The organism is Acinetobacter boissieri, from assembly GCF_900096955.1.
GTDB classification, from domain to species: Bacteria; Pseudomonadota; Gammaproteobacteria; order Pseudomonadales; family Moraxellaceae; genus Acinetobacter; species Acinetobacter boissieri.
Window position 1 is genome coordinate 217,301 of the sequence record NZ_FMYL01000003.1, and the last position, 19,355, is coordinate 236,655.

At 37.9% G+C, this 19,355-nt stretch carries 19 protein-coding genes; 10 read left to right on the forward strand and 9 right to left on the reverse strand.

Annotation, left to right across the window (positions count from 1 at the left end; all coding sequences use genetic code 11):
* Nucleotide 1: 1 nt before the first annotated feature.
* The 6 genes from BLS38_RS04590 to pepN form a co-directional block, all read right to left on the reverse strand.
* Nucleotides 2-559 carry a lipocalin family protein gene (locus BLS38_RS04590; RefSeq protein ID WP_092747159.1) on the reverse strand — a complete coding sequence of 186 codons (558 nt, stop codon included), beginning with the start codon at nt 557-559 and terminating at the stop codon, nt 2-4.
* Nucleotides 560-722: 163 nt separating this feature from the next.
* A complete protein-coding gene (locus BLS38_RS04595) occupies nt 723-1,253 on the reverse strand; it encodes an isochorismatase family protein (RefSeq protein ID WP_092747160.1) in 531 nt (176 codons plus the stop codon).
* A 54-nt stretch (nt 1,254-1,307) separates the two neighbouring features.
* Entirely contained in the window at nt 1,308-1,868 is a 561-nt protein-coding gene (locus BLS38_RS04600) for a GNAT family N-acetyltransferase (protein WP_092747161.1), read from the reverse strand.
* A gap of 64 nt (nt 1,869-1,932) precedes the next feature.
* Entirely contained in the window at nt 1,933-2,640 is a 708-nt protein-coding gene (locus BLS38_RS04605; protein ID WP_092747162.1) for an amino acid kinase family protein, read from the reverse strand.
* 91 nt (nt 2,641-2,731) lie between these two features.
* Nucleotides 2,732-3,148 (reverse strand): zinc ABC transporter substrate-binding protein, encoded by a 417-nt coding sequence (locus tag BLS38_RS04610; protein ID WP_092747163.1) that lies wholly within the window; start codon nt 3,146-3,148, stop codon nt 2,732-2,734.
* A 66-nt stretch (nt 3,149-3,214) separates the two neighbouring features.
* Nucleotides 3,215-5,821, reverse strand: a complete 2,607-nt coding sequence (gene pepN, locus BLS38_RS04615) for an aminopeptidase N (RefSeq protein ID WP_092747164.1) — start codon at nt 5,819-5,821, stop codon at nt 3,215-3,217.
* 389 nt (nt 5,822-6,210) lie between these two features.
* Between pepN and BLS38_RS04620 the strand changes: the two genes are divergently transcribed.
* The 3 genes from BLS38_RS04620 to thiM all read left to right on the forward strand — a co-directional run bounded on the left by BLS38_RS04620 (nt 6,211) and on the right by thiM (nt 8,804).
* Nucleotides 6,211-6,639: an NUDIX hydrolase gene (locus tag BLS38_RS04620; protein WP_244518186.1), complete on the forward strand. Its 429-nt coding sequence runs from the start codon at nt 6,211-6,213 to the stop codon at nt 6,637-6,639.
* A 169-nt stretch (nt 6,640-6,808) separates the two neighbouring features.
* Nucleotides 6,809-7,966 carry a hypothetical protein gene (locus BLS38_RS04625; RefSeq protein ID WP_171258534.1) on the forward strand — a complete coding sequence of 386 codons (1,158 nt, stop codon included), beginning with the start codon at nt 6,809-6,811 and terminating at the stop codon, nt 7,964-7,966.
* A gap of 22 nt (nt 7,967-7,988) precedes the next feature.
* Nucleotides 7,989-8,804 carry a hydroxyethylthiazole kinase gene (gene thiM / locus BLS38_RS04630; RefSeq protein ID WP_092747165.1) on the forward strand — a complete coding sequence of 272 codons (816 nt, stop codon included), beginning with the start codon at nt 7,989-7,991 and terminating at the stop codon, nt 8,802-8,804.
* A gap of 55 nt (nt 8,805-8,859) precedes the next feature.
* Here the strand turns inward: thiM and BLS38_RS04635 are convergent, their stop codons facing one another.
* Nucleotides 8,860-10,995, reverse strand: a complete 2,136-nt coding sequence (locus tag BLS38_RS04635) for a TonB-dependent siderophore receptor (protein ID WP_244518173.1) — start codon at nt 10,993-10,995, stop codon at nt 8,860-8,862.
* Nucleotides 10,996-11,431: 436 nt separating this feature from the next.
* Here BLS38_RS04635 and BLS38_RS04640 point away from each other — a divergent pair, with 436 nt between their 5' ends.
* Nucleotides 11,432-11,935, forward strand: a complete 504-nt coding sequence (locus BLS38_RS04640) for a lipocalin-like domain-containing protein (RefSeq protein WP_244518175.1) — start codon at nt 11,432-11,434, stop codon at nt 11,933-11,935.
* A gap of 85 nt (nt 11,936-12,020) precedes the next feature.
* Here BLS38_RS04640 and cysS read toward each other — a convergent pair whose 3' ends face one another.
* A complete protein-coding gene (cysS, locus tag BLS38_RS04645) occupies nt 12,021-13,445 on the reverse strand; it encodes a cysteine--tRNA ligase (RefSeq protein WP_092747166.1) in 1,425 nt (474 codons plus the stop codon).
* A gap of 218 nt (nt 13,446-13,663) precedes the next feature.
* Here cysS and BLS38_RS04650 point away from each other — a divergent pair, with 218 nt between their 5' ends.
* The 5 genes from BLS38_RS04650 to lptB are packed head-to-tail and all read left to right on the forward strand — an operon-like array spanning nt 13,664 to nt 17,063.
* Nucleotides 13,664-14,641, forward strand: a complete 978-nt coding sequence (locus BLS38_RS04650) for a KpsF/GutQ family sugar-phosphate isomerase (protein ID WP_092747265.1) — start codon at nt 13,664-13,666, stop codon at nt 14,639-14,641.
* A gap of 1 nt (nt 14,642) precedes the next feature.
* Nucleotides 14,643-15,182 (forward strand): KdsC family phosphatase, encoded by a 540-nt coding sequence (locus tag BLS38_RS04655; RefSeq protein WP_092747167.1) that lies wholly within the window; start codon nt 14,643-14,645, stop codon nt 15,180-15,182.
* A 27-nt stretch (nt 15,183-15,209) separates the two neighbouring features.
* Nucleotides 15,210-15,752, forward strand: a complete 543-nt coding sequence (lptC, locus tag BLS38_RS04660) for an LPS export ABC transporter periplasmic protein LptC (protein ID WP_092747168.1) — start codon at nt 15,210-15,212, stop codon at nt 15,750-15,752.
* A complete protein-coding gene (lptA, locus tag BLS38_RS04665; protein ID WP_092747169.1) occupies nt 15,742-16,329 on the forward strand; it encodes a lipopolysaccharide transport periplasmic protein LptA in 588 nt (195 codons plus the stop codon). Before lptC ends, lptA begins: the two co-directional genes overlap by 11 nt.
* A complete protein-coding gene (lptB, locus tag BLS38_RS04670; RefSeq protein ID WP_092747170.1) occupies nt 16,326-17,063 on the forward strand; it encodes an LPS export ABC transporter ATP-binding protein in 738 nt (245 codons plus the stop codon). The genes lptA and lptB overlap by 4 nt, the downstream gene beginning before the upstream one ends.
* Before the next feature lie 35 nt (nt 17,064-17,098).
* On the opposite strand, the gene BLS38_RS04675 is transcribed toward lptB, so the two are convergent.
* Nucleotides 17,099-18,568, reverse strand: coding sequence for a PepSY-associated TM helix domain-containing protein (locus BLS38_RS04675; protein ID WP_244518177.1), 1,470 nt, complete (start codon nt 18,566-18,568; stop codon nt 17,099-17,101).
* 104 nt (nt 18,569-18,672) lie between these two features.
* On the opposite strand from BLS38_RS04675, the gene BLS38_RS04680 reads away from it, so the two are divergent.
* Nucleotides 18,673-19,326 carry an epoxyqueuosine reductase QueH gene (locus BLS38_RS04680; protein WP_092747171.1) on the forward strand — a complete coding sequence of 218 codons (654 nt, stop codon included), beginning with the start codon at nt 18,673-18,675 and terminating at the stop codon, nt 19,324-19,326.
* The last annotated feature ends 29 nt before the right edge of the window (nt 19,327-19,355 follow it).

Here is a 19,355-nt window from a genome sequence, read left to right on the forward strand (position 1 = left end):
TTTAACGATGCTCACCAACAATGAGAGATGATAAGTCATAACCTTGTTCAATCGCTGTATCTAAAAAAGATTGGCGCGTTTCTTCTGAAATTTCAGGTGTGCGTGCCAATAACCATAAATATTTATGTTGACCATCACCAATCAGCGCGGTTTGATAGTCTTCGTCTAAACGTAAAACCCAATAGTCACCTTTTGTACAAGGTAACCACTGCAAACATTTTGGTAAAAAACTCACTTTAAGTTGGCTGTTGCCTTTGTTTTGAACAAATGCGGTACCTTTCGCTGTTTTGTTACGGCCTTTTTTATCTATGCAACGGTTAGTTACAGCAATGGTTTGATCTGGGTTCAGCGCATAATGTGCCGATGTATTATAACTGGCCCGATCTTGAAAATAGTTCGGTAATCGAGCAATCTCATACCACTGTCCTAAGTATTTTGAAAGATCAACACTTTCTATTGCTTGAGGGGTATGCGTAACCGATTTACTTTTCTTTTTCCGGTATAGCACCACGCCTACGCCAATTGCCACTGTTGCAAACAGTAAGTTTTTCTTTTTCATTTTCCTACTCCGCATCACATTTCATATATCGTTATTCTATTAAATCTTAAATATAGATAAAGTTCTGTTTAAAAACAGCATTGGTTTGTATCTTTATCTCTATATGTAGTTCTTGAATATAAAAAATGGGGATCACATTAAGTGCATAGTAACCATCTGCTCACTAAACCTCTTGCATCGAGAGTACTTTGGCAAAGTCAGCATCAAGTAAAGATATTGTTGTATTGTGAATGATCTCGGCATCTAAGCCATCAGTTGCTAAATCAAAGCTGATGGTCGCATCTTTAACAACACACATATTAAAGCCTAAATCAGCACCATGTCGTATGGTTGAATTTACACAAAAGCCTGTGACACCACCAATTACAATAATTTCATCCACCTGTATTTGCTTTAAGTGATCAGCAAGATCGGTTGACACAAATGCAGATGATGTATTTTTAATAAAAACTGGTTCTCTTGCTTGACTTTGAAACTTAGAAATTATTGGGTAAGAGGTCGCCTCTTTATGTAAAAAGCTTCCCTTTTCAACTGTTTCATGCATGACATGTACAACATGCACGTTATTTTCTCTAAATTTATGAAGTACATAAACCATATTATCTATGGCATTTGGTGGAAAAAAAGCAACGCCCGCTTGTATTCTTTCTTCAATAAAAACTTGCATATCTATAATCAGTAATGCTCTGCTCACCTATATCTCCGAAAATTAAATATTATTTATCGTTAAATATTTAACAAGATGTTATTAATACCAATATCCCATCATTTCTAATACACTATTTTCAACCCATTCCTTGTTAGCCAATGGTTTATACATCAAACAATGTCCAACATGTTCTTCTTTCATACCATAATTTACATGCTCTTCTGTAACGAGCCATTTTACATATTGACTAGTTAATCTAAAACCAAATTTTTCATAAAAATCAGGCTTATCTGTCGATAACAATAAAAAATCAATATTGTCACTCAATACAGAGACTTGCTCTATTAATGATTTAAGTAAAAATGTACCTAAACCCTGATGATGTAATGCCGGTACAATTGCAAAATCAATCAGACCCAATACATTAATGGGCTGTTTATTTAACGTCATTACACGAAAATCTAGACCAATTTGACCAACCAACTGAGTATGATCTTTCAACAAAAATCGACTATGTGGAAGTTGTTTAAAATAGTGCCGACCATGAAAGTCTTCTTCTGGAAACGCAACATGTAACAATATGGCTATTTGCTCTTTTGTTTCTTGGCTGAGTTGAAACTCAGTGATTAATTCTAAAGAAAGATCAGCATAATTTATCATTGTAGATAAACTTCCTTTTATTTATAGGTTTAGCATTTGAAACTATACATCTAATGAGTAGATCTTAAAAAATAAAGGTTCCCAAAACATCTTCTCCAATTAAAGCTTTATATAGCCGATCTTCATAAAACCCACTTCCAACCCAAACTTTACCGCCTCGTTTTGAAATAAAATCTGGAACGCACTTATCTACAGAAGTATGACCTAATGTAAGCAGGTCTTTTGCTGAAATATTTTGAATAGGAATTGCATTTGAAAAGTCTGAATTTATAGGAAATATGCCATCCACATTGGTTAAAATCATGGTGATTGGCGCTTGTACAGCCCAAGCAAACCAAACTGCGATGCCATCAGATGTAATATCCCAAGTTTTTTCAAAGGGATCCATAGCAAAAATAATTTTTGAAGGCAAGACTACTGGAATAAACCCTTCTTCAGAGATACACCGAGCTTCAGAAAGTGTCGTGCATGGCCGTAAAAATTGGCTAAAAACTTTATCACAAATGAATAACCCCGTTTGATCTTGCGCTCTTGCACAGGCCGCATGATGCGTTTCAGGGGACAATGGAAATTTTTTATTAATACTTTCAATGGTTTTATCTGTTGGACCACCCCCTGGTATTACTAGTATTTTCTTACCATGCTGTCTACACAGTTCTAAAGACTGAATAGCAGAGTACATTTTGTCGTGTTCTAGGAGTAAACTTCCTCCAAATTTAACAACACAGTCAAAATGATAATCTGTATACCCTAAAATAGATGTTTTTTTCATTTATTTATGATTCCTTTTCAGCGAAACAGCATATCTTTTATCTATAAAAATTCTTTTTATTTCAAAATATAACAGTTATATTTTCATGATCTCAATCTAATATATACCCTAATGCTACATAAATTAGCTCGAGATCTTGAGCATCTTTCTCTCGTCCATAGTGCTTTTTAAATTTAGCTAAAGTGTGTAAATCAATAAACTGAACTTCATGAAAAATATCGGCATGTTCAAATAATTCACTGGTGCTTAATGAGAAGCTTTCAGTATTTACATCAAGGTAAATTTCAGCCACATGATGATATAACTTAGGTTTTCCATTTGGACGTACCTTATAAATCCAATCAGGATTATTTTTTAGTTCTTCAAATAGTTTTGGCGTTACCACAATATCAATATCAGAAGTCTCTCGAATATCCCTAATGGCTAAAGCACCGCCCCCAACAACAATATATTCATGTATTGGAAGTTTTAATTTATCTATTTCATTGATGAGTTGTGTACTGTTCATTGTAGCTCATCCTAATAATATTAAAAAAAACCGCATCACATCGTGATACGGTTTTTAAAAATTTGCTTATGCATTCAGTATACTACTGAGTGTTTCCGATACATTTTTTGAACGGATACTTGGTTGCACGTCTTTTAACGCCTGCAACACTTCAGATCGTTTTGGCTCTGCAAGCGTATACCAACGTGACAAGGCTTGTAATAGTCGAGACCCAATAATTGGGTTTTTCTCGTCTAAATACTTCGCCAACTCAACGGCATGTTGTACACCAAAACTCCATGCATTGACAGGACGACTATTCAAACCGCCAATCACTGCACGAATACGGTTTGGTGTACCTAAGTCGTAATCTGGATGAGTAGCCAATGCTTTTAACTGCGCTTCTGTTAAGTTTGGATGTGCTGCTTGAATCATAAACCATTGATCAAGTGCTAAAGGTTCATCTTTAAAACGTGTATAGAATGTTGCCAAGGCATCCGTCGCTTGTGGTGCATCATACCAAACCAAAACTTTTAATGCGCCCAAGCGCTCAGTGATGTTTTTACTGTCACTAAACTGTGCAAATGCCAAATCAAAGACCTCTTTGTCTTTTTGAGTCGCCATATAGCTCAGCATAATATTTTTTAAAGCACGCTCACCCATCGCTTGTGAAAACTCAGATTGCTTTGCAGGATCTAGCGATTTATAAGTGTCTTTCCAAAACTCACCCATCGCTTCAGCAACAGTTTGAATTAATTGGCTACGAATTGCTTTCACATGCTCTGGTGAATAGTTATTATCTATAAGACTAGCTAAATAATTTTCAGAAGGTACGTCAAGCAAACGAGAGGCCAGTAACGGATCTTTCTTCACTACCGCAGGTAAAGTATGCTTTAACGCATCAATATAGCTTTGTGCAGCGTGACCATTGAGTAAAATACGTTCAAGCAAGGTTTGTGTTGCTTGCCATTGGTTGAAACCATTGGTTTCATGTTGAATTAAAAATGCCAGTGCATCATCTGAATAATCAAAGACCAAGTTCACAGGCGCCGAAAAGTTACGCAATAGAGATACAACAGGTGCTTGCGCTACATCTGTAAAAACAATACTTGCTTCATCTTGATCAAATAAATACATGCCATCTTGTACGTGATTTTCAAATAAGTCACTTGAATGCAACGTATATTGCTCACCTGTATTTGGATTAAACAATGCGACTGCAACAGGAATCGGTACAGCTTTTAAATCAGGATATTTTGCATTGGCTTTTAGACTTTGCTTAAAGCTAAGCTGGTATGTTTTCGCCGTAGCATCGTAGTCTGCATGAACATGTAGTGTTGGCGTACCTGGTTGATTATACCAACGTAAAAATGCAGATAAATCAACACCTGAACCTGCTGATAATGAAGTAATCCAATCTTCTACTGTAACGGCTTGACCATCGTGACGGCGGAAGTATTCATCTGTACCCGCACGATATTTGGCTTTACCCAGTAAAGTCGCCATCATACGGTTAATTTCAGCACCTTTTTCATACACAGTGGCAGTATAAAAGTTATTAATTTCTACAAAGTGGTCTGGACGCGGTGGATGTGATAACGGGCCTGCATCTTCAGGGAATTGATGTGATTTCAATACAGATACATCATCAATACGCTGTACAGCCGCTGACTGTAAATCTTCCGAGAATGATTGATCACGGAAAACAGTTAAGCCTTCTTTTAAACACAACTGAAACCAATCTCTACACGTAATACGGTTCCCTGTCCAGTTGTGGAAATATTCGTGTGCAATCACCGATTGTACGCGCATAATCGCACCATCTGTGGTGTATTCTTCATCTGCCAATACACACGCTGTATTAAAGATATTTAAACCTTTATTTTCCATTGCTCCCATATTGAACTGGCTTACAGCAACAATCATATAGTTGTCTAGATCATACGGTAGTCCGTAATGCTCTTCGTCCCAACGCATAGAGTGCTTCAAGGCTTCCATCGCAATGTGACACTTAGGAATATCTTTTTCAATCGCATAAATCTCTAAAGCCACATCACGGCCTTCAGACGTCACATAGTGGTCTTTTAGTACAGCTAAATCACCGACCACACAGGCAAATAAATACGCAGGTTTTTTGGTTGGATCTTCCCAAATCGCATAATGGCGTGTGGCATTCACTTCGCCTTTTTCAAGCAAGTTACCATTGGCCAGCAGAATTGGATATTTTTTATCTGCTTCTACACGTGTTGTAAACACAGACAGTACATCTGGACGGTCTGGATAAAAGGTAATTTTACGGAATCCTTCAGGTTCATTTTGTGTCACAAATAAATCACCTGCTTTATATAAACCTTCAAGCATGGTGTTTGTTTCTGGATGAATATGTACTGATGTTTCAAGCTTTAGTTTCTCTGGTGTATTTAAGATCACCAGTTGCTCTGTATCTAGCTGATACTGTGCTTCACTCAGAACATCATCATTTATTTTCACACATTTAAGTTCAAGCTCACGGCCTAGCAATACCAATGGCCCTTCAGCTTGACGTTGCATATGTAGCACACTATTAACAATCGTGTAATCATCGAAGACTTGTATGTCTAAGTGAACTGATTCAACCAAATATGTTGGTTTTTGATAGTCTTTTAGGTAAACCGTTTCATCTGCTTGTACTACAGGGTTTGCAGCTATATTCATATTAGATCCTATTGGTTGCACCAACTTAACCTTCTTTTGTTAAGTGTTGTCGTTATATATGTCATTAATGAGGCAGTCACACTAGAAATTCAATAGATCACTGCTCAATTGACTTTGATTTGTGCATTAAATACAAAAAACATGCCATATAGTTACAGTTTTTTGAATATGTTTATTACTAGATTCTAAGAGATCAAACTTAAACCACTTTATAATTTTTATCCTTTGCACGATAATACTAACAGTGCTTTTGTAAGCAAAATTAACACTTGTACATTAAGTCATAAAATCACTTCATTGGTTTTTATCATTTCAATCTACTAAATAAATAAAATATTAACAAAAGAGTCTTTCCTATGCGTGTTAGAAAATAAGCCAGAGTATTACTTATCAATAAAAACTTAGAAATATTGCTTTTTAAATTTTGTCACACAACAGATGCTTTAGCAGGACAAAGCTACTGGGCAACTGTCGGTGGTGGTGTCAAAACCAATGAAACTTTCCAACAAGCGGCTTGTAGAGAATTATTAGAAGAAACAGGGCTTAGTATAAATGATGTTGGGCCATGCATCGCCACACGCAGTTTTGAAATGCAACTACCAAGCGCCGAGACTGTGATCGCTGATGAACATTTTTTTGCTGTTTTTATTGAAAACAATGACATTAAAATGGACTCTTGGACCAAACATGAGAAAAGCGTCATTAAGCAATATCAGTGGTGGCATTTGAATGAACTCAAAAACACACCTGAAACAGTTTTTCCAAATAATATTCCACACATATTGAGCGATTACTTTCCTCATCTATTCAAAGGTTAATGTTTTATATATCAAATGATTATTTTATAGATTATGTGATTACTTATCAGATAAATAATTTTAAATATATTTAAAATGGCTTTGTTTCATACAAAAATATTAAATCACACTGACTTATTGGCGTTTGGCTTGTATACTTTAAATTAAGTCTAAATCAGAGTCGTTTTTTGTGTTTATTCAAGTAGTCAAAAAACAATTAGATAGCAGTACCTTATGTCCTCTATGCCAAGCTGCAATGTACTGGGTCGATGCAGAGCAACTTGAGCATGACTTTAATTTTCACGAGTGTAGCCACTGCCAACACCGTGTATTTCAAAGTGAGCATTTTACTTGTCACTGCGAACGATGCACAAAACAGCGTAAAAACCTTTTAAAAGAGACACGTATTCAAGAGTACAAAAAAAAGAAAGTTAAAGACCGACCTACACCTCGTCTAGATAAAATATCTTTTTTACATAAACTTTTTTTATTGGCTGTACTCGATGACAATATACGAGAAGACTCTGAACATAAAGAGTATATCGATTGGAATAGGTTAAAATATGCCCCTATTTCACCCAATATATCATTCCAAAATGCTTTAATTAAACAACTTGAAAAAGAAGATATTATTTGTCTAACTGAACAACAAGATGACTGTGCTACATATTATATTAATGTACGATTAGATGGCTACACAGAGCCTAGCTTATTTAGTATTACACATCAGCTAAGAGCATGGTTCTATGAAAATTTAAGCCAAGGTGTACCTTTTGAAGATAGCAATGAAGTCAAAGATGTGCTTTATTTAATGCTCTACCAAGAGGTGATACAATTTTGTATGTTCACCTGTAAACCATGGAATATTCAAATTGCTGGTCATGCCTCATTTAGACAGTTATGTTATCAACTATTAGATCAACTGGCTGTTGAACAAATATTTCATTTAGTCTATACGGCGTTATCTTATTTACATGAAAAGAATGCACTAGAAACACGAAATGATGGCTTTATTAATACACATAGACTCAAAAAAACCATTATACAATATCGTGAAAGAGCCATATCACAGCGCTGGGAAACACCCAATTTTCCTCGTCCAGAGCAACTGCCTTTTCACAAAATGGGAGAAATTCTTTACTTCAAATTTTTAAATCATGACCAAAAAATTTTAAGCCAACCCGTATGGCATTTATGGCAAAAAATATCACCACGCTTAGGCTTTTACTCAGACAAACGCTGTATGCATTGCGGTTCAAATGAGTTAGATATTGAATATGATGCTCAAAGTTATGTCTCTATGATTTGTCGTAAGTGCAAGCATAGAGACCACTATTTTACCCAGTAAATGATTTAAGGTACGTACTCCCATGACAGCAATTAATGATTTAAAAACACAAATCATCCAAGCTTGGATTGAGTTACAACAACAAACGCCTTTAGTACAATGTATTACCAATACTGTAGCGGCAAACTATGCTGCAAATGTACTGCTTGCTTGTGGAGCATCTCCTGCCATGGTAGATAATCCTTATGAGGCTGAAAGCTTTACTCGAGTGAGTAATGCGCTCAGCATTAATATTGGTACACCTACATCTGAGCAAATGCAAGCCATTAGAATTTCAGCAGCCACGGCACATCAGCAAAGTATTCCTTGGGTATTAGACCCTGTAGGTTACAGTAGCATACTCAAATGGCGCAGTGAAATGACACAATCGCTCCTTAATTTTGTACCATCAGTCATTCGTGGTAATGCTTCTGAAATTGCTTGCCTTGCAGGAGATGAAACCAAAGCAAAAGGTGTAGATAGCACGCAAAGTAGTGCAGATACTTATCATACTGCAACCGCTTTACTCAAATTCACATCATGTGTGGCAATTTCTGGTGAGTCAGATTTTATTATTTCGAATGATTTACCACATATTGTAAAAGTCAGTGGTGGTAGCGCCCTACAGCCCAAAGTGACTGCAACAGGTTGTGCTCTCGGTGCACTCATTGCAGCCTATTGCGCTGTTGCACCCACCGCAATTGCAACAATCGCTGCGCATGTACACTTTGCGATTGCGGGTCAATTGGCTGCACAGAAATCACAAAGTATAGGTATTTTTAATGTGGCTTTTTTAGATGAGCTGCATTGTCTAAGTACAACTAAACTTGAACAATATATGCAAATTGATTTTGTGTAAAAAAACACCCCATTTGCGACGCACGCAAATGGGGTTATTTACAGCAAGAAAATAATTAAAAGTGTAACGTAACAGATAACTGAGTTGTTCGTGGATTACCTAAGAACATATAATCATCGCCCATAAATCCACCGACATCTCGCCAATATTGCTTATTAAATACATTATTTACATTTAAGCGAATATCTGTATCGTATCCAAACGGTTTAGCAGTGTATGCGGCACCTACATTAAATACGCTATACCCTGCAACTTTCACTGTACCTGCTCTATTGGCATATTTAGTAGCGCTATTTTGCATTCCTGCAAGCATACGCAAACGATCATCGAACACAGGCAAAGTGTAAGAAAGATAAGTTGCAAAACGCCATGTCGGTACATTTTGTATTTGATGGTTCTGATAACTTACATCACTCACATTCTGCAAACGTGCTTTGGTATAACTCATACTCGTGCTTAGATCTAAACGCTCAAAGAGTTGACCGCTCACAGATACTTCCACACCACGATTATGTTGCTTGCCTTCTTGCACAAAATCGAGCGAACCATCTGTATTGGCTTTGCTGTATTGATTATCTTGCTTTAAATCAAAAATAGATAAGCTAAATAAAGCCTGATTCAATTGTTGTTTGAGACCTAACTCATACTGTGTCGCGTGACGAGGGGCTAAAGTCACGCCATCATTATTGGTATACCACGGCGCAGTACCACCATCAGATAAGCCTTTCGCATAGCTTGCATATAGTGTCGTCGTACTTGACGGTTTATAAATGATCGCGCCCTGTGGTAAAAATTGATCCAATTTTGTTGAGCGTACTAAACCTTTTGCTTTGTAAGCTTGCTCATCTAAGTGAATCCAACGGCCACTCAATAACACTGACCACTGGCTATTTAAGTCAATTAAATCTGAAGCCAACAGGCTAAGCTGTTTACTGTCTAGAGATTTGTAACGTGCACCTAAATTGGTTTTTGCTGAAGGTTCAAAATCTGTATTATTTTGATAAATATTGGCTGTACCCACATACTCATTAATTCCTTTATAGCGAGTACGTGATTTTCCTAAATCAGACACTGCAAAAACAGTGTGGTGATTTATGACACCTGTAGTAAATTCCCCCTCAAGCTGTGCTTTCACTTGATTCGTCACATACGTATCTTTAGGGCTACGGTAGTCATATACATCATAGTCACCATTGGCATAAAAGCCATATGGAAAAGCTGAATAATCATCCATGACCACTTTACTGCGTGAAGCAGTTAAACTGCTTTTCCAGTGTTCAGACCATTGATAATAATAAGTTAAGTCTGTATTTAAACTTTTATTAGTGACAGGCTTACTCCAACTTTGGTAGCCCAATAATTTAGACCAATCTATATTCTGTGGAACTATCTGACCATCTAATAATTGATAACCTGGTACAGAACGCTGTTGTTGACGTTGTGACTCAATATTAAAAGCCAGACTAGATTGATCATTTATTTTCCAATCTAAAGCCAAGCTACCAAAGTAACGCTCACCTTTACTCTGTTCTACATAAGGGTGCAGGCGTTCTTGCGCCAAATTTAGACGATAACCAAGCTGATCTACCGAGCCAAAAAAACCACCTAAGTCTGTAGAGACTGTACGATCGCCATATTGGTCTAGATCTAAAGTTATGGTTTTAATATCTTTAGGGCGTTTAGTCACATAGTTCACCACACCTGCAGGTGTAGACATACCACTTTGTATTGCAGAAATACCTTTAAGTATTTCAACTCGTTCTTTATTTTCTAAAGCGATATTTTGCTCACCACGTACCACATTATTATTAATTAAATAGCTTGATGCCGTGTCTAAAGAAAACCCTCTAACCATAAAGTTTGGGTAATACCCTATAGCTGCATAACCATCTCCAACAGAAGCATCATTTTTAACCACATCAGTTAAAATTTTTGCATGCTGATCTGCAATAATCCCTGCAGTAATACTCGACAATGATGCAGGTGTTTGTTGTAATTGAAGCCCACTAAAACCTGTTAACTCAGTACTGTTTGTTGCATATTTTGTGGTATTAGCAGTATCACTATTCACAACAATAGGTTGCAATTGTTGTACATCTTGTGCCGCATGGGCATAAAGCGTTGGGCATAAAACAAGTACTGATGAATATCCCCACATTTTCCAATGCATAGATTGAATTAAACTTTTCATTGTTATGGCCTAAATTCAGCTAAAGTGAGATGCGCCTATTTTTGTACTCAAAAACATACATAAGACACGACGCTAAAGAATCTTACTTACAATAAGTAAACATACATGAAGTTTAGTGAACTATTTTTTATTATCTATGACTTTTTTCATCAAAAACAAATAAGATTAAAATAATCTGTACTATAATTTTAAATCATCGTGGTTTATGTAAGACAAGAAGTCGTAAAATAAGATAGATAAATGAGAACACTGCAAAGAATCGAACAGTATTAAAGTAACTCGAATAAAAACAGATACTTTTTATAAAAATTTAATTACAATGTATGTGATTTAATATACAAAAATGCCAACTTTAGAGAAACCAAAGCATTTTTGATCGTAAAATCATCAACTTTCTATTTTTAAAATCTTCATTTTTTAACACCTCGGGGAAATTATGTTTTCATTCAATAAAATTCTATCTTCCACACTAATGTCTTTAACCTGTTTGAGTACACATGTATTTGCAGCAGAAACAACGACTCCCGCATCAATTGAAGGATCTTGGGTGCTACAAAGCTATAAAGTAGAAGACCAAGCCACGCATAAATTTATCCCTGCTATGGGGGAGCATCCTACAGGACGCGTGATTTTTACCGCAGATCATCGAATTAACTTTGTGCTTACAGGCGATAATCGAAATACCAATGCCAAAACAGATGCAGAAAAAGCAGCGCTGCTTGACTCAGTGATTGCATATACAGGGAAATGGTCAATTAAAGGGAACCAATGGTGTACTGATGTTGAAGCAGCTTGGAACCCTAAATGGGTGGGTACTCAACAGTGCCGAGAATTTCAGTTGAACGCTGATGATACGCTGAATGTGCTGACGCCGTGGCGTCAAATGCCAAACTGGCCAGGCACTACACGTTCAATTATTACCTTTAAAAAAGACAAATAATTATTTACTTCACATCAAAATAGCCAAGATATGAATTAAAAAACTGCCCGAAAATGGGCAGTTTTTTAATATCTAAAGCGAATGATTAATCCGCACGTCGCCATGTTGTACCCTGTCGCGTATCTTCAAGCACAATACCTTGAGCGAGTAAATCTGCTCGAATAGCATCAGACAGTGCAAAGTCCTTGGCTGTTTTTGCATCAACACGTGCTTGTATTTTGTCTTCAATCTCTGCATCAGACAAGCCATTGGCTTCTTGACCAATGGTCGATTGTAAAAACTCATCAATCGGGTGTTGAACTAAACACAATACATTTGCAAGATGTCTCAGCGTTGCACAATAACGGTGAGCATCTGCCTCGATTTGTTCTTTGAGTGCACGGTTCAGCTCACGAGAGACTTCAAACAAAATCGCAAACGCTTCAGGCGTATTAAAGTCATCATTCATCGCCGCATTAAAACGAGTCACATAGTCTGCATCTGCCTGATGCGTTGGTGCTAATGCACCATAGACCTGTTCATAGCCTTTAAATGCATGATAAAAACGGCTGAGTGCAGTTTTTGACTCTTTCAGTGCTGTATCAGAAAAGTTAATTGGGCTACGGTAATGCGAAGCAGTAATAAAGTAACGCACCACTTCTGGGTGAAATTTTTCTAGCACTTCTCGAATAGTAAAAAAGTTATCTAATGACTTAGACATTTTCTCACCATTAATATTTACAAAACCAACATGCATCCAGTAATTGACATATTGCTCACCTGTTGAAGCTTCACTTTGTGCAATTTCATTTTCATGGTGTGGAAAAGGTAAATCACCACCACCACCATGAATGTCAAAGTGATTGCCTAGGCAGCATGTAGACATGGCAGAACATTCGATATGCCACCCCGGCCGACCATTCCCCCACGGCGATGGCCAAAAGGGCTCATTCGGTTTTGCACGTTTCCACAATACAAAATCAAATGGATGTTTCTTTTCTACTTCTACATCAACACGCTCACTTGCACCCGCTTGCATGTCTTCTAGCTTTCGCCCAGATAAACGACCATATTTTTTAAATTGATCGACTTCAAAATATACATCGCCATTATTGGCAGCATACGCCGTACCATTATTGACCAGTGTACCAATCATATTTTGCATTTTATCAATATAATCTGTTGCACGTGGTGACACATCAGGCGCAACACAACCTAAAGCTGTAAAATCTTCATTCATTGCATCAATAAAACGATCTGTGAGTACCTGAATGCTTTCATTTCGCTCATTGGCACGTTTAATAATTTTGTCGTCAATATCTGTAATATTACGCACATATTTCACAGACCAACCTTGACTGCGCAAGAAACGGACAATGTAGTCAAATGCAACCACTGTGCGAGCATGACCAATATGACAGTAGTCATATACCGTCATACCACAGACATAAATATCGATATGCCCTGATTGACGTGGTACAAATTCAACTTTTTTTCGCTGCTCGGAGTTATATAAAACAAATGGTTGCATAAAATCTTAAATTTCTTCAAAACAAAGATACTTCATCATAACTGATACATAATTTTTCACAAACAGTTATGCACAAAAAAAGCAAAGTTCATTCAACTGGGTACATTTTCAAACATTGCTTAGACAGTTTTATGCTAATATGCAAAACGTTTTTGTTGCATATTCTGCATAGCAATTTAGATGATGACCAAAGGTAATATGTTTTGAAGGCTTCCCTTATACCCCATACCATCGACTTTAAAAAGGTCGCGCTAGAAACCTTGCATATCGAACAGCAGGCATTGGCAATTTTAGCCACTCAAATCGATGTACGATTTGTACAGGCTTGCGAAATTATTTTACAGTGCAAAGGCCGACTGGTTGTGACAGGTATGGGTAAATCTGGTCATATTGGCCGTAAAATGGCTGCCACTTTTGCCTCTACAGGCACACCCTCATTTTTTATGCACCCTGGTGAAGCCAGTCATGGTGATTTAGGGATGTTAGTTAAAGGTGATGTCGTCATTGCCATCTCTAACTCAGGCAAAAGCGATGAGATCATGATGCTTATGCCGCTCATTAAACACTTCAACATTCCTTTAATTACCATCAGCGCCACAGACCAAGGGCCTATGCCACAAAATGCAGATGTTGCGTTGACTCTGGGCGAACTGCAAGAAGCCTGCCCGCTTGGTCTAGCACCAACATCTAGCACCACAGCCACACTTGCTTTAGGCGATGCACTTGCGGTGGCTTTACTTGATGCACGTGGTTTTACCTCAGATGACTTTGCACGCTCACACCCTGCAGGCGCGCTTGGTAAACGTTTATTGCTATATGTTAAACATCTAATGCACACCCAACATGAACTCCCTAAAGTACGACCTGATACTCCAATGGGACAAGTTTTATTTGAAATTACAGACAAACGCCTAGGCTTGACCGCAATCGTTGATGAACAAGATACTTTACTTGGCGTATTTACTGACGGCGATTTAAGACGTTTAATTGACAAAGAACAAGGTTTTGATGTTAACCGACCTGTGAGTGAAGTCATGATTAAAAATCCGAGTACGATTAGCCAAGAATTGCGCGCTGTAGATGCATTAGAACAACTTAAAGAGAAAAAAATTAATCAATTTATTGTGGTTAATACACATAACCAAGTAATTGGTGTACTCAGTATGCATGACCTTATTCAAGCAGGAGTTGCTTAACATGGCCTCTTATATTTTACTTGAAAAAGCACGAGACCTTCAGGCCCTTGTTCTCGATGTAGACGGTATACTGAGTGATGGTTTTGTTACTCTCACTAATTCAGGTGATGAACTTAAATCATTTGATATTCGCGATGGTTTAGGCATGAAACTGGCACAACAAGCGGGTCTTAAAGTAATTATTATTACAGGTAGACAAAGTAATATTGTCAACCAACGTATGTCTAGTTTAGGGGTAGATTTAGTCTATCAAGGCCGTGAAGACAAAGGCACAGCACTACTAGAAGCCTGTAAAACACTCAATATTTCACCACAAGAATGCTTATATATGGGTGATGATTGGCCAGATCTATCTGCATTTGCAATTGCAGGCATGAAAGTGACTGTACCGAATGGACACACCGAAGTACGTAAACGTGCAGATTTAGTCACGCAAGCCATGGGCGGTCGCGGTGCAGTACGTGAAGTCTGTGATATGCTATTACATGCAAAAGGTGTTTACCAAGAGCTACTTGAAAAATATCTAAATCAAGCCCATTAATACAATAACTTGCTTAAAACAGAGCTTATGGAAACCAGAAACATATATATGATTGCTTTAATCATTGCTACGTTCAGCAGTGGCTACTACTATTTTAGTGGTAAAGGCAAGAAACTCGACAGCGATAGCTCATCACAAATGAGTTTTTCTGCTAACGATGTGAAACTCACTCAAAGCGATACCGAAGGTATGGTTTCTGTACGCGCGTCTGTTGAACAAGCCCAACAAAACCAACAAACGGCCATGACCGAACTGCATACATTAAAAGCCACGACATATATTGCAGGTAAAGAAGACACCATTTACACGGCACCCAAAGCAATAGCTTACAACAACAATGAAAAAGTTGTTTTACAAGACCAAGTTGTTGCTCAAAAAGCAACCCCTCAGGGTGATATGATTTTCCACACGACCGAACTGACTGGATACCCAGACAAGAAAACTATACAGACAGATCGAACCATTCAAGTTGACTCGCCACAGGGCCATTTTACAAGCCAAGGCTTAAAAGCAGATCTAAATTCGGGTCAATATGAATTTTTTAATATTCGAGGCAAATATGCACCTTAATACACCGTTATTTCAGCGTAAAATAGGATTAAAAATCGCTTTACTTAGTGCATTATTGGTGCAGCCACTCACCGCTTTTGCACTCCCAAGTGACCGTAGCCAACCCATTTCATTGGTTGCAGATAAAGCAACATATAATGAAAAAACAGGGCTTACAACCTATACAGGCAATGTTGTAATTGAACAAGGCACAATGAAGCTACAAGCAACAGCGGTCACTGCTCAGCTGAATAAAGCACGCCAAATCAGCACAGTCTCTGCCACAGGTTCACCTGCACGTTTTCAACAGCAAACCGATGCAAATAAAACAGCAAAAGGTCAAGCACAGAAAATTGTATATAGTGCAGATACAGGAATTATTACCCTCACAGGCAATGCAACAGTTGACCAAAACGGTGCCAGTATTCGTGGCGCAACGTTACGCTATAGCATGAACAGAGGTGATATTGAAGCAGTTGGTGATCGCATAGGTGGTACGACAGCCACGTCAACCAGTGCGTCTCAAAACCAAGGTCGTGTGCAAATTACCATCCCTGCTAACAGCTCTCAAGTTGCACCAGGAGCCGTAAATCGATGAACCAACATGTGCAAACACTAAAGATTAAACACCTTGCCAAAAACTATAGCAAACGCTGGGTGGTCAAAGATGTGTCTTTTGAAATGCAAAGTGGACAAATTGTGGGCCTACTTGGGCCCAATGGTGCAGGTAAAACCACCAGCTTTTATATGGTGGTTGGCCTTGTTCGCATGGATAAAGGTGAAATTTATTTAGATGACCAAGACCTCTCCCACTTTGCGATGCATGAACGTGCTCGTAAAGGCTTAGGCTATTTACCACAAGAGGCCTCCATTTTTCGCAAACTCACCATTGGCGAAAATATTATGGCCATCTTAGAAACTAAGAAAGAGTTAAATAAAGCCCAACGTGAGCAACGCCTTAAAACGCTCCTTGAAGACTTTAAAATTACACATATTAAAGATTCGTTAGGTATGAGTGTGTCTGGGGGGGAGCGCAGACGTGCAGAAATCGCACGCGCTTTAGCAGCAGATCCTAAATTTATGTTACTTGATGAACCATTTGCTGGGGTCGACCCAATTTCAGTCGGTGACATTAAAGATATTATTCAAAATTTAAAAGATCGTGGTATTGGCGTTTTAATTACTGACCATAATGTACGTGAAACACTGGCAATTTGTGAAAAAGCGTATATTGTCAGTGAAGGCGCTGTGATTGCGGAAGGAACAGCTGAGGAAGTACTTGCCAATACTACAGTACGTGAGGTGTATTTAGGCGATGACTTTACTGTTTAAGACTATTTAAGTAGACCAACTCAAAGACTAAAGCCTCACACTTTGGTCTTTTTTTGTTTCAACTGCGCAATCGCATATAATCCCAAAGCCAATACATGCATTACGATTAAACTTATCGTCCAGATTGGAATCAGCCAATATGAAAGAATAACAACCACAACTATACTACTAAGTTGTAGCCAACTCCCCGAACGATACCAATACGCAATATGCTGATGAAAACCCATAAAAATGGCTTGAAACCCTAATCGACTAAACCAAGATGCGTAAGCAAAAATAATGGCAACTAAAATAAGTATGGCACTAACTACTAATACCAGTTGATTCATCCAACCAAATAACATTCCTACGTGTAGATCGACCCCCCAACGTGTCAGCTTTGCAGACAACGGATAATCTGCAAAACGTGTTTGATCCACTACTTTTGTACTGCGCATATCTACAGCCAAAGCATCTACTTTTGTTGGCCAAGTATGTTGTAATTCTTGTACGCTCCATGCCCGTAAGTGAATATCATCACTCGGAATAATACGAAGTGCTGAGGCCGTTAAACCATTTGAACGTGCTGTTTTCACAATCTCATCAAAATATTTAAGCTCATCTATACTAAACTGGGCCACACGATGAGTATGTGATTGCTGATGTTCCGCATGTTGCTGTGATACAGATGATTGAACGGCTGTATTTAAACTGATATTTAAGCTGGGTGTATCGCCATTAAACATATGGCGTATCTGTGCAATATTAGTCCCTGCCCAATTAGACCACGTTAGCCCCGTTATAGAAAAAAACAGCATCATGGGCAATGCACACAGCCCAAGCCAAATATGCCAACGAATCTTTGCTGACTTAGAATCTTTATTTTTTAATAATGATTTTTTTCGTAACCATTGCCAAAAACCTGTTATAGCAAAAAGCCCCAACCAACTGGCAGCTAATTCACTATAAATACGGCCATATTCTCCTAACAGTAAATCACGGTGTAAGTGATCTAGAAAAGTTCTGACAGGAAATACACCACTTTTACCATAAACCTGTGTACGCCCTTGCAATGCCAAAGTATAGGGGTTAATAAAAATAGCGGTCATGTCATCAGGTGACTGATCATCCATATACAACACTCGGGTGGTTGTGTGATCTGTACTTGCAGGGCGAACTTCCATAATATGCGCCCCCGCAGGTAATGCCTTTTGTGCCCGACCCACTTGCTCACTTAAAAGGTGTGCTGAATCCGTTATTGAAGTGACTTGTGTATGACGCTGATAAAGATAGTTTTCAAACTGAGGGGTTAAGCCATACAGCACGCCTGTCAGTGCAGCAATAAAAATAAACGGTGCAATAAAAAAACCCATGTAGCTATGAACGAGTTTTAAACTCATTTCTACAAAACTTTTTCTAGCAGATGGCTGTGTCATACGCAAACTTAATCTAAATGAACCATCATAGTGTAACAATAGCACCTTGGGCTGAACAGTAAAAAAGCCATTTTGAGTATCATCAACCATACACTAAGCATTCAAAAATGCTTAGTGTATAAAAAACAAACATACAAAATCATTTTTTCTCGTATAATACATGGCTATTTCCAGCCAATTGTTTTGTTAGTTTTATGCAAAGAGCCAAGTTAGAATTGCCAAATAAGGCAGATAAATTATTGCTTCATTCTTGCTGTGCACCATGCTCTGGTGAAGTGATGGAAGCGATTATCGCATCTGGTATTGATTTCTCAATCTTTTTTTATAATCCAAACATTCATCCTGTAAAAGAATATTTGATTCGCAAAGAGGAAAACATTCGCTTTGCAGAAAAACATAATATTCCATTTATTGACTGTGATTATGACACAGACAACTGGTTTGAACGTGCAAAAGGCATGGAAAATGAACCAGAAAGAGGTATTCGTTGTACCATGTGTTTCGACATGCGCTTTGAACGCACTGCACTGTATGCACATGAGCATGGCTTTCCAGTAATTTCAAGCTCACTGGGTATTTCTCGTTGGAAAGACATGAAGCAAATTAATGGCTGTGGTGAACGTGCTGCCTCTCATTATCCAGACATGACCTATTGGGACTACAACTGGCGTAAAGGCGGTGGCTCAAGTCGTATGATTGAAATTAGTAAACAAGAAGAATTCTATCAACAAGAGTACTGTGGCTGCGTCTACTCATTAAGAGATACCAATCGTTTCCGTAAAAGTCAGGGACGTGAACGTATTAAACTTGGGGTTAAATTTTACTCAGCCATGAGTAATGAAGAATAATATATTTATTAACTTAAAAAGCCCTATAT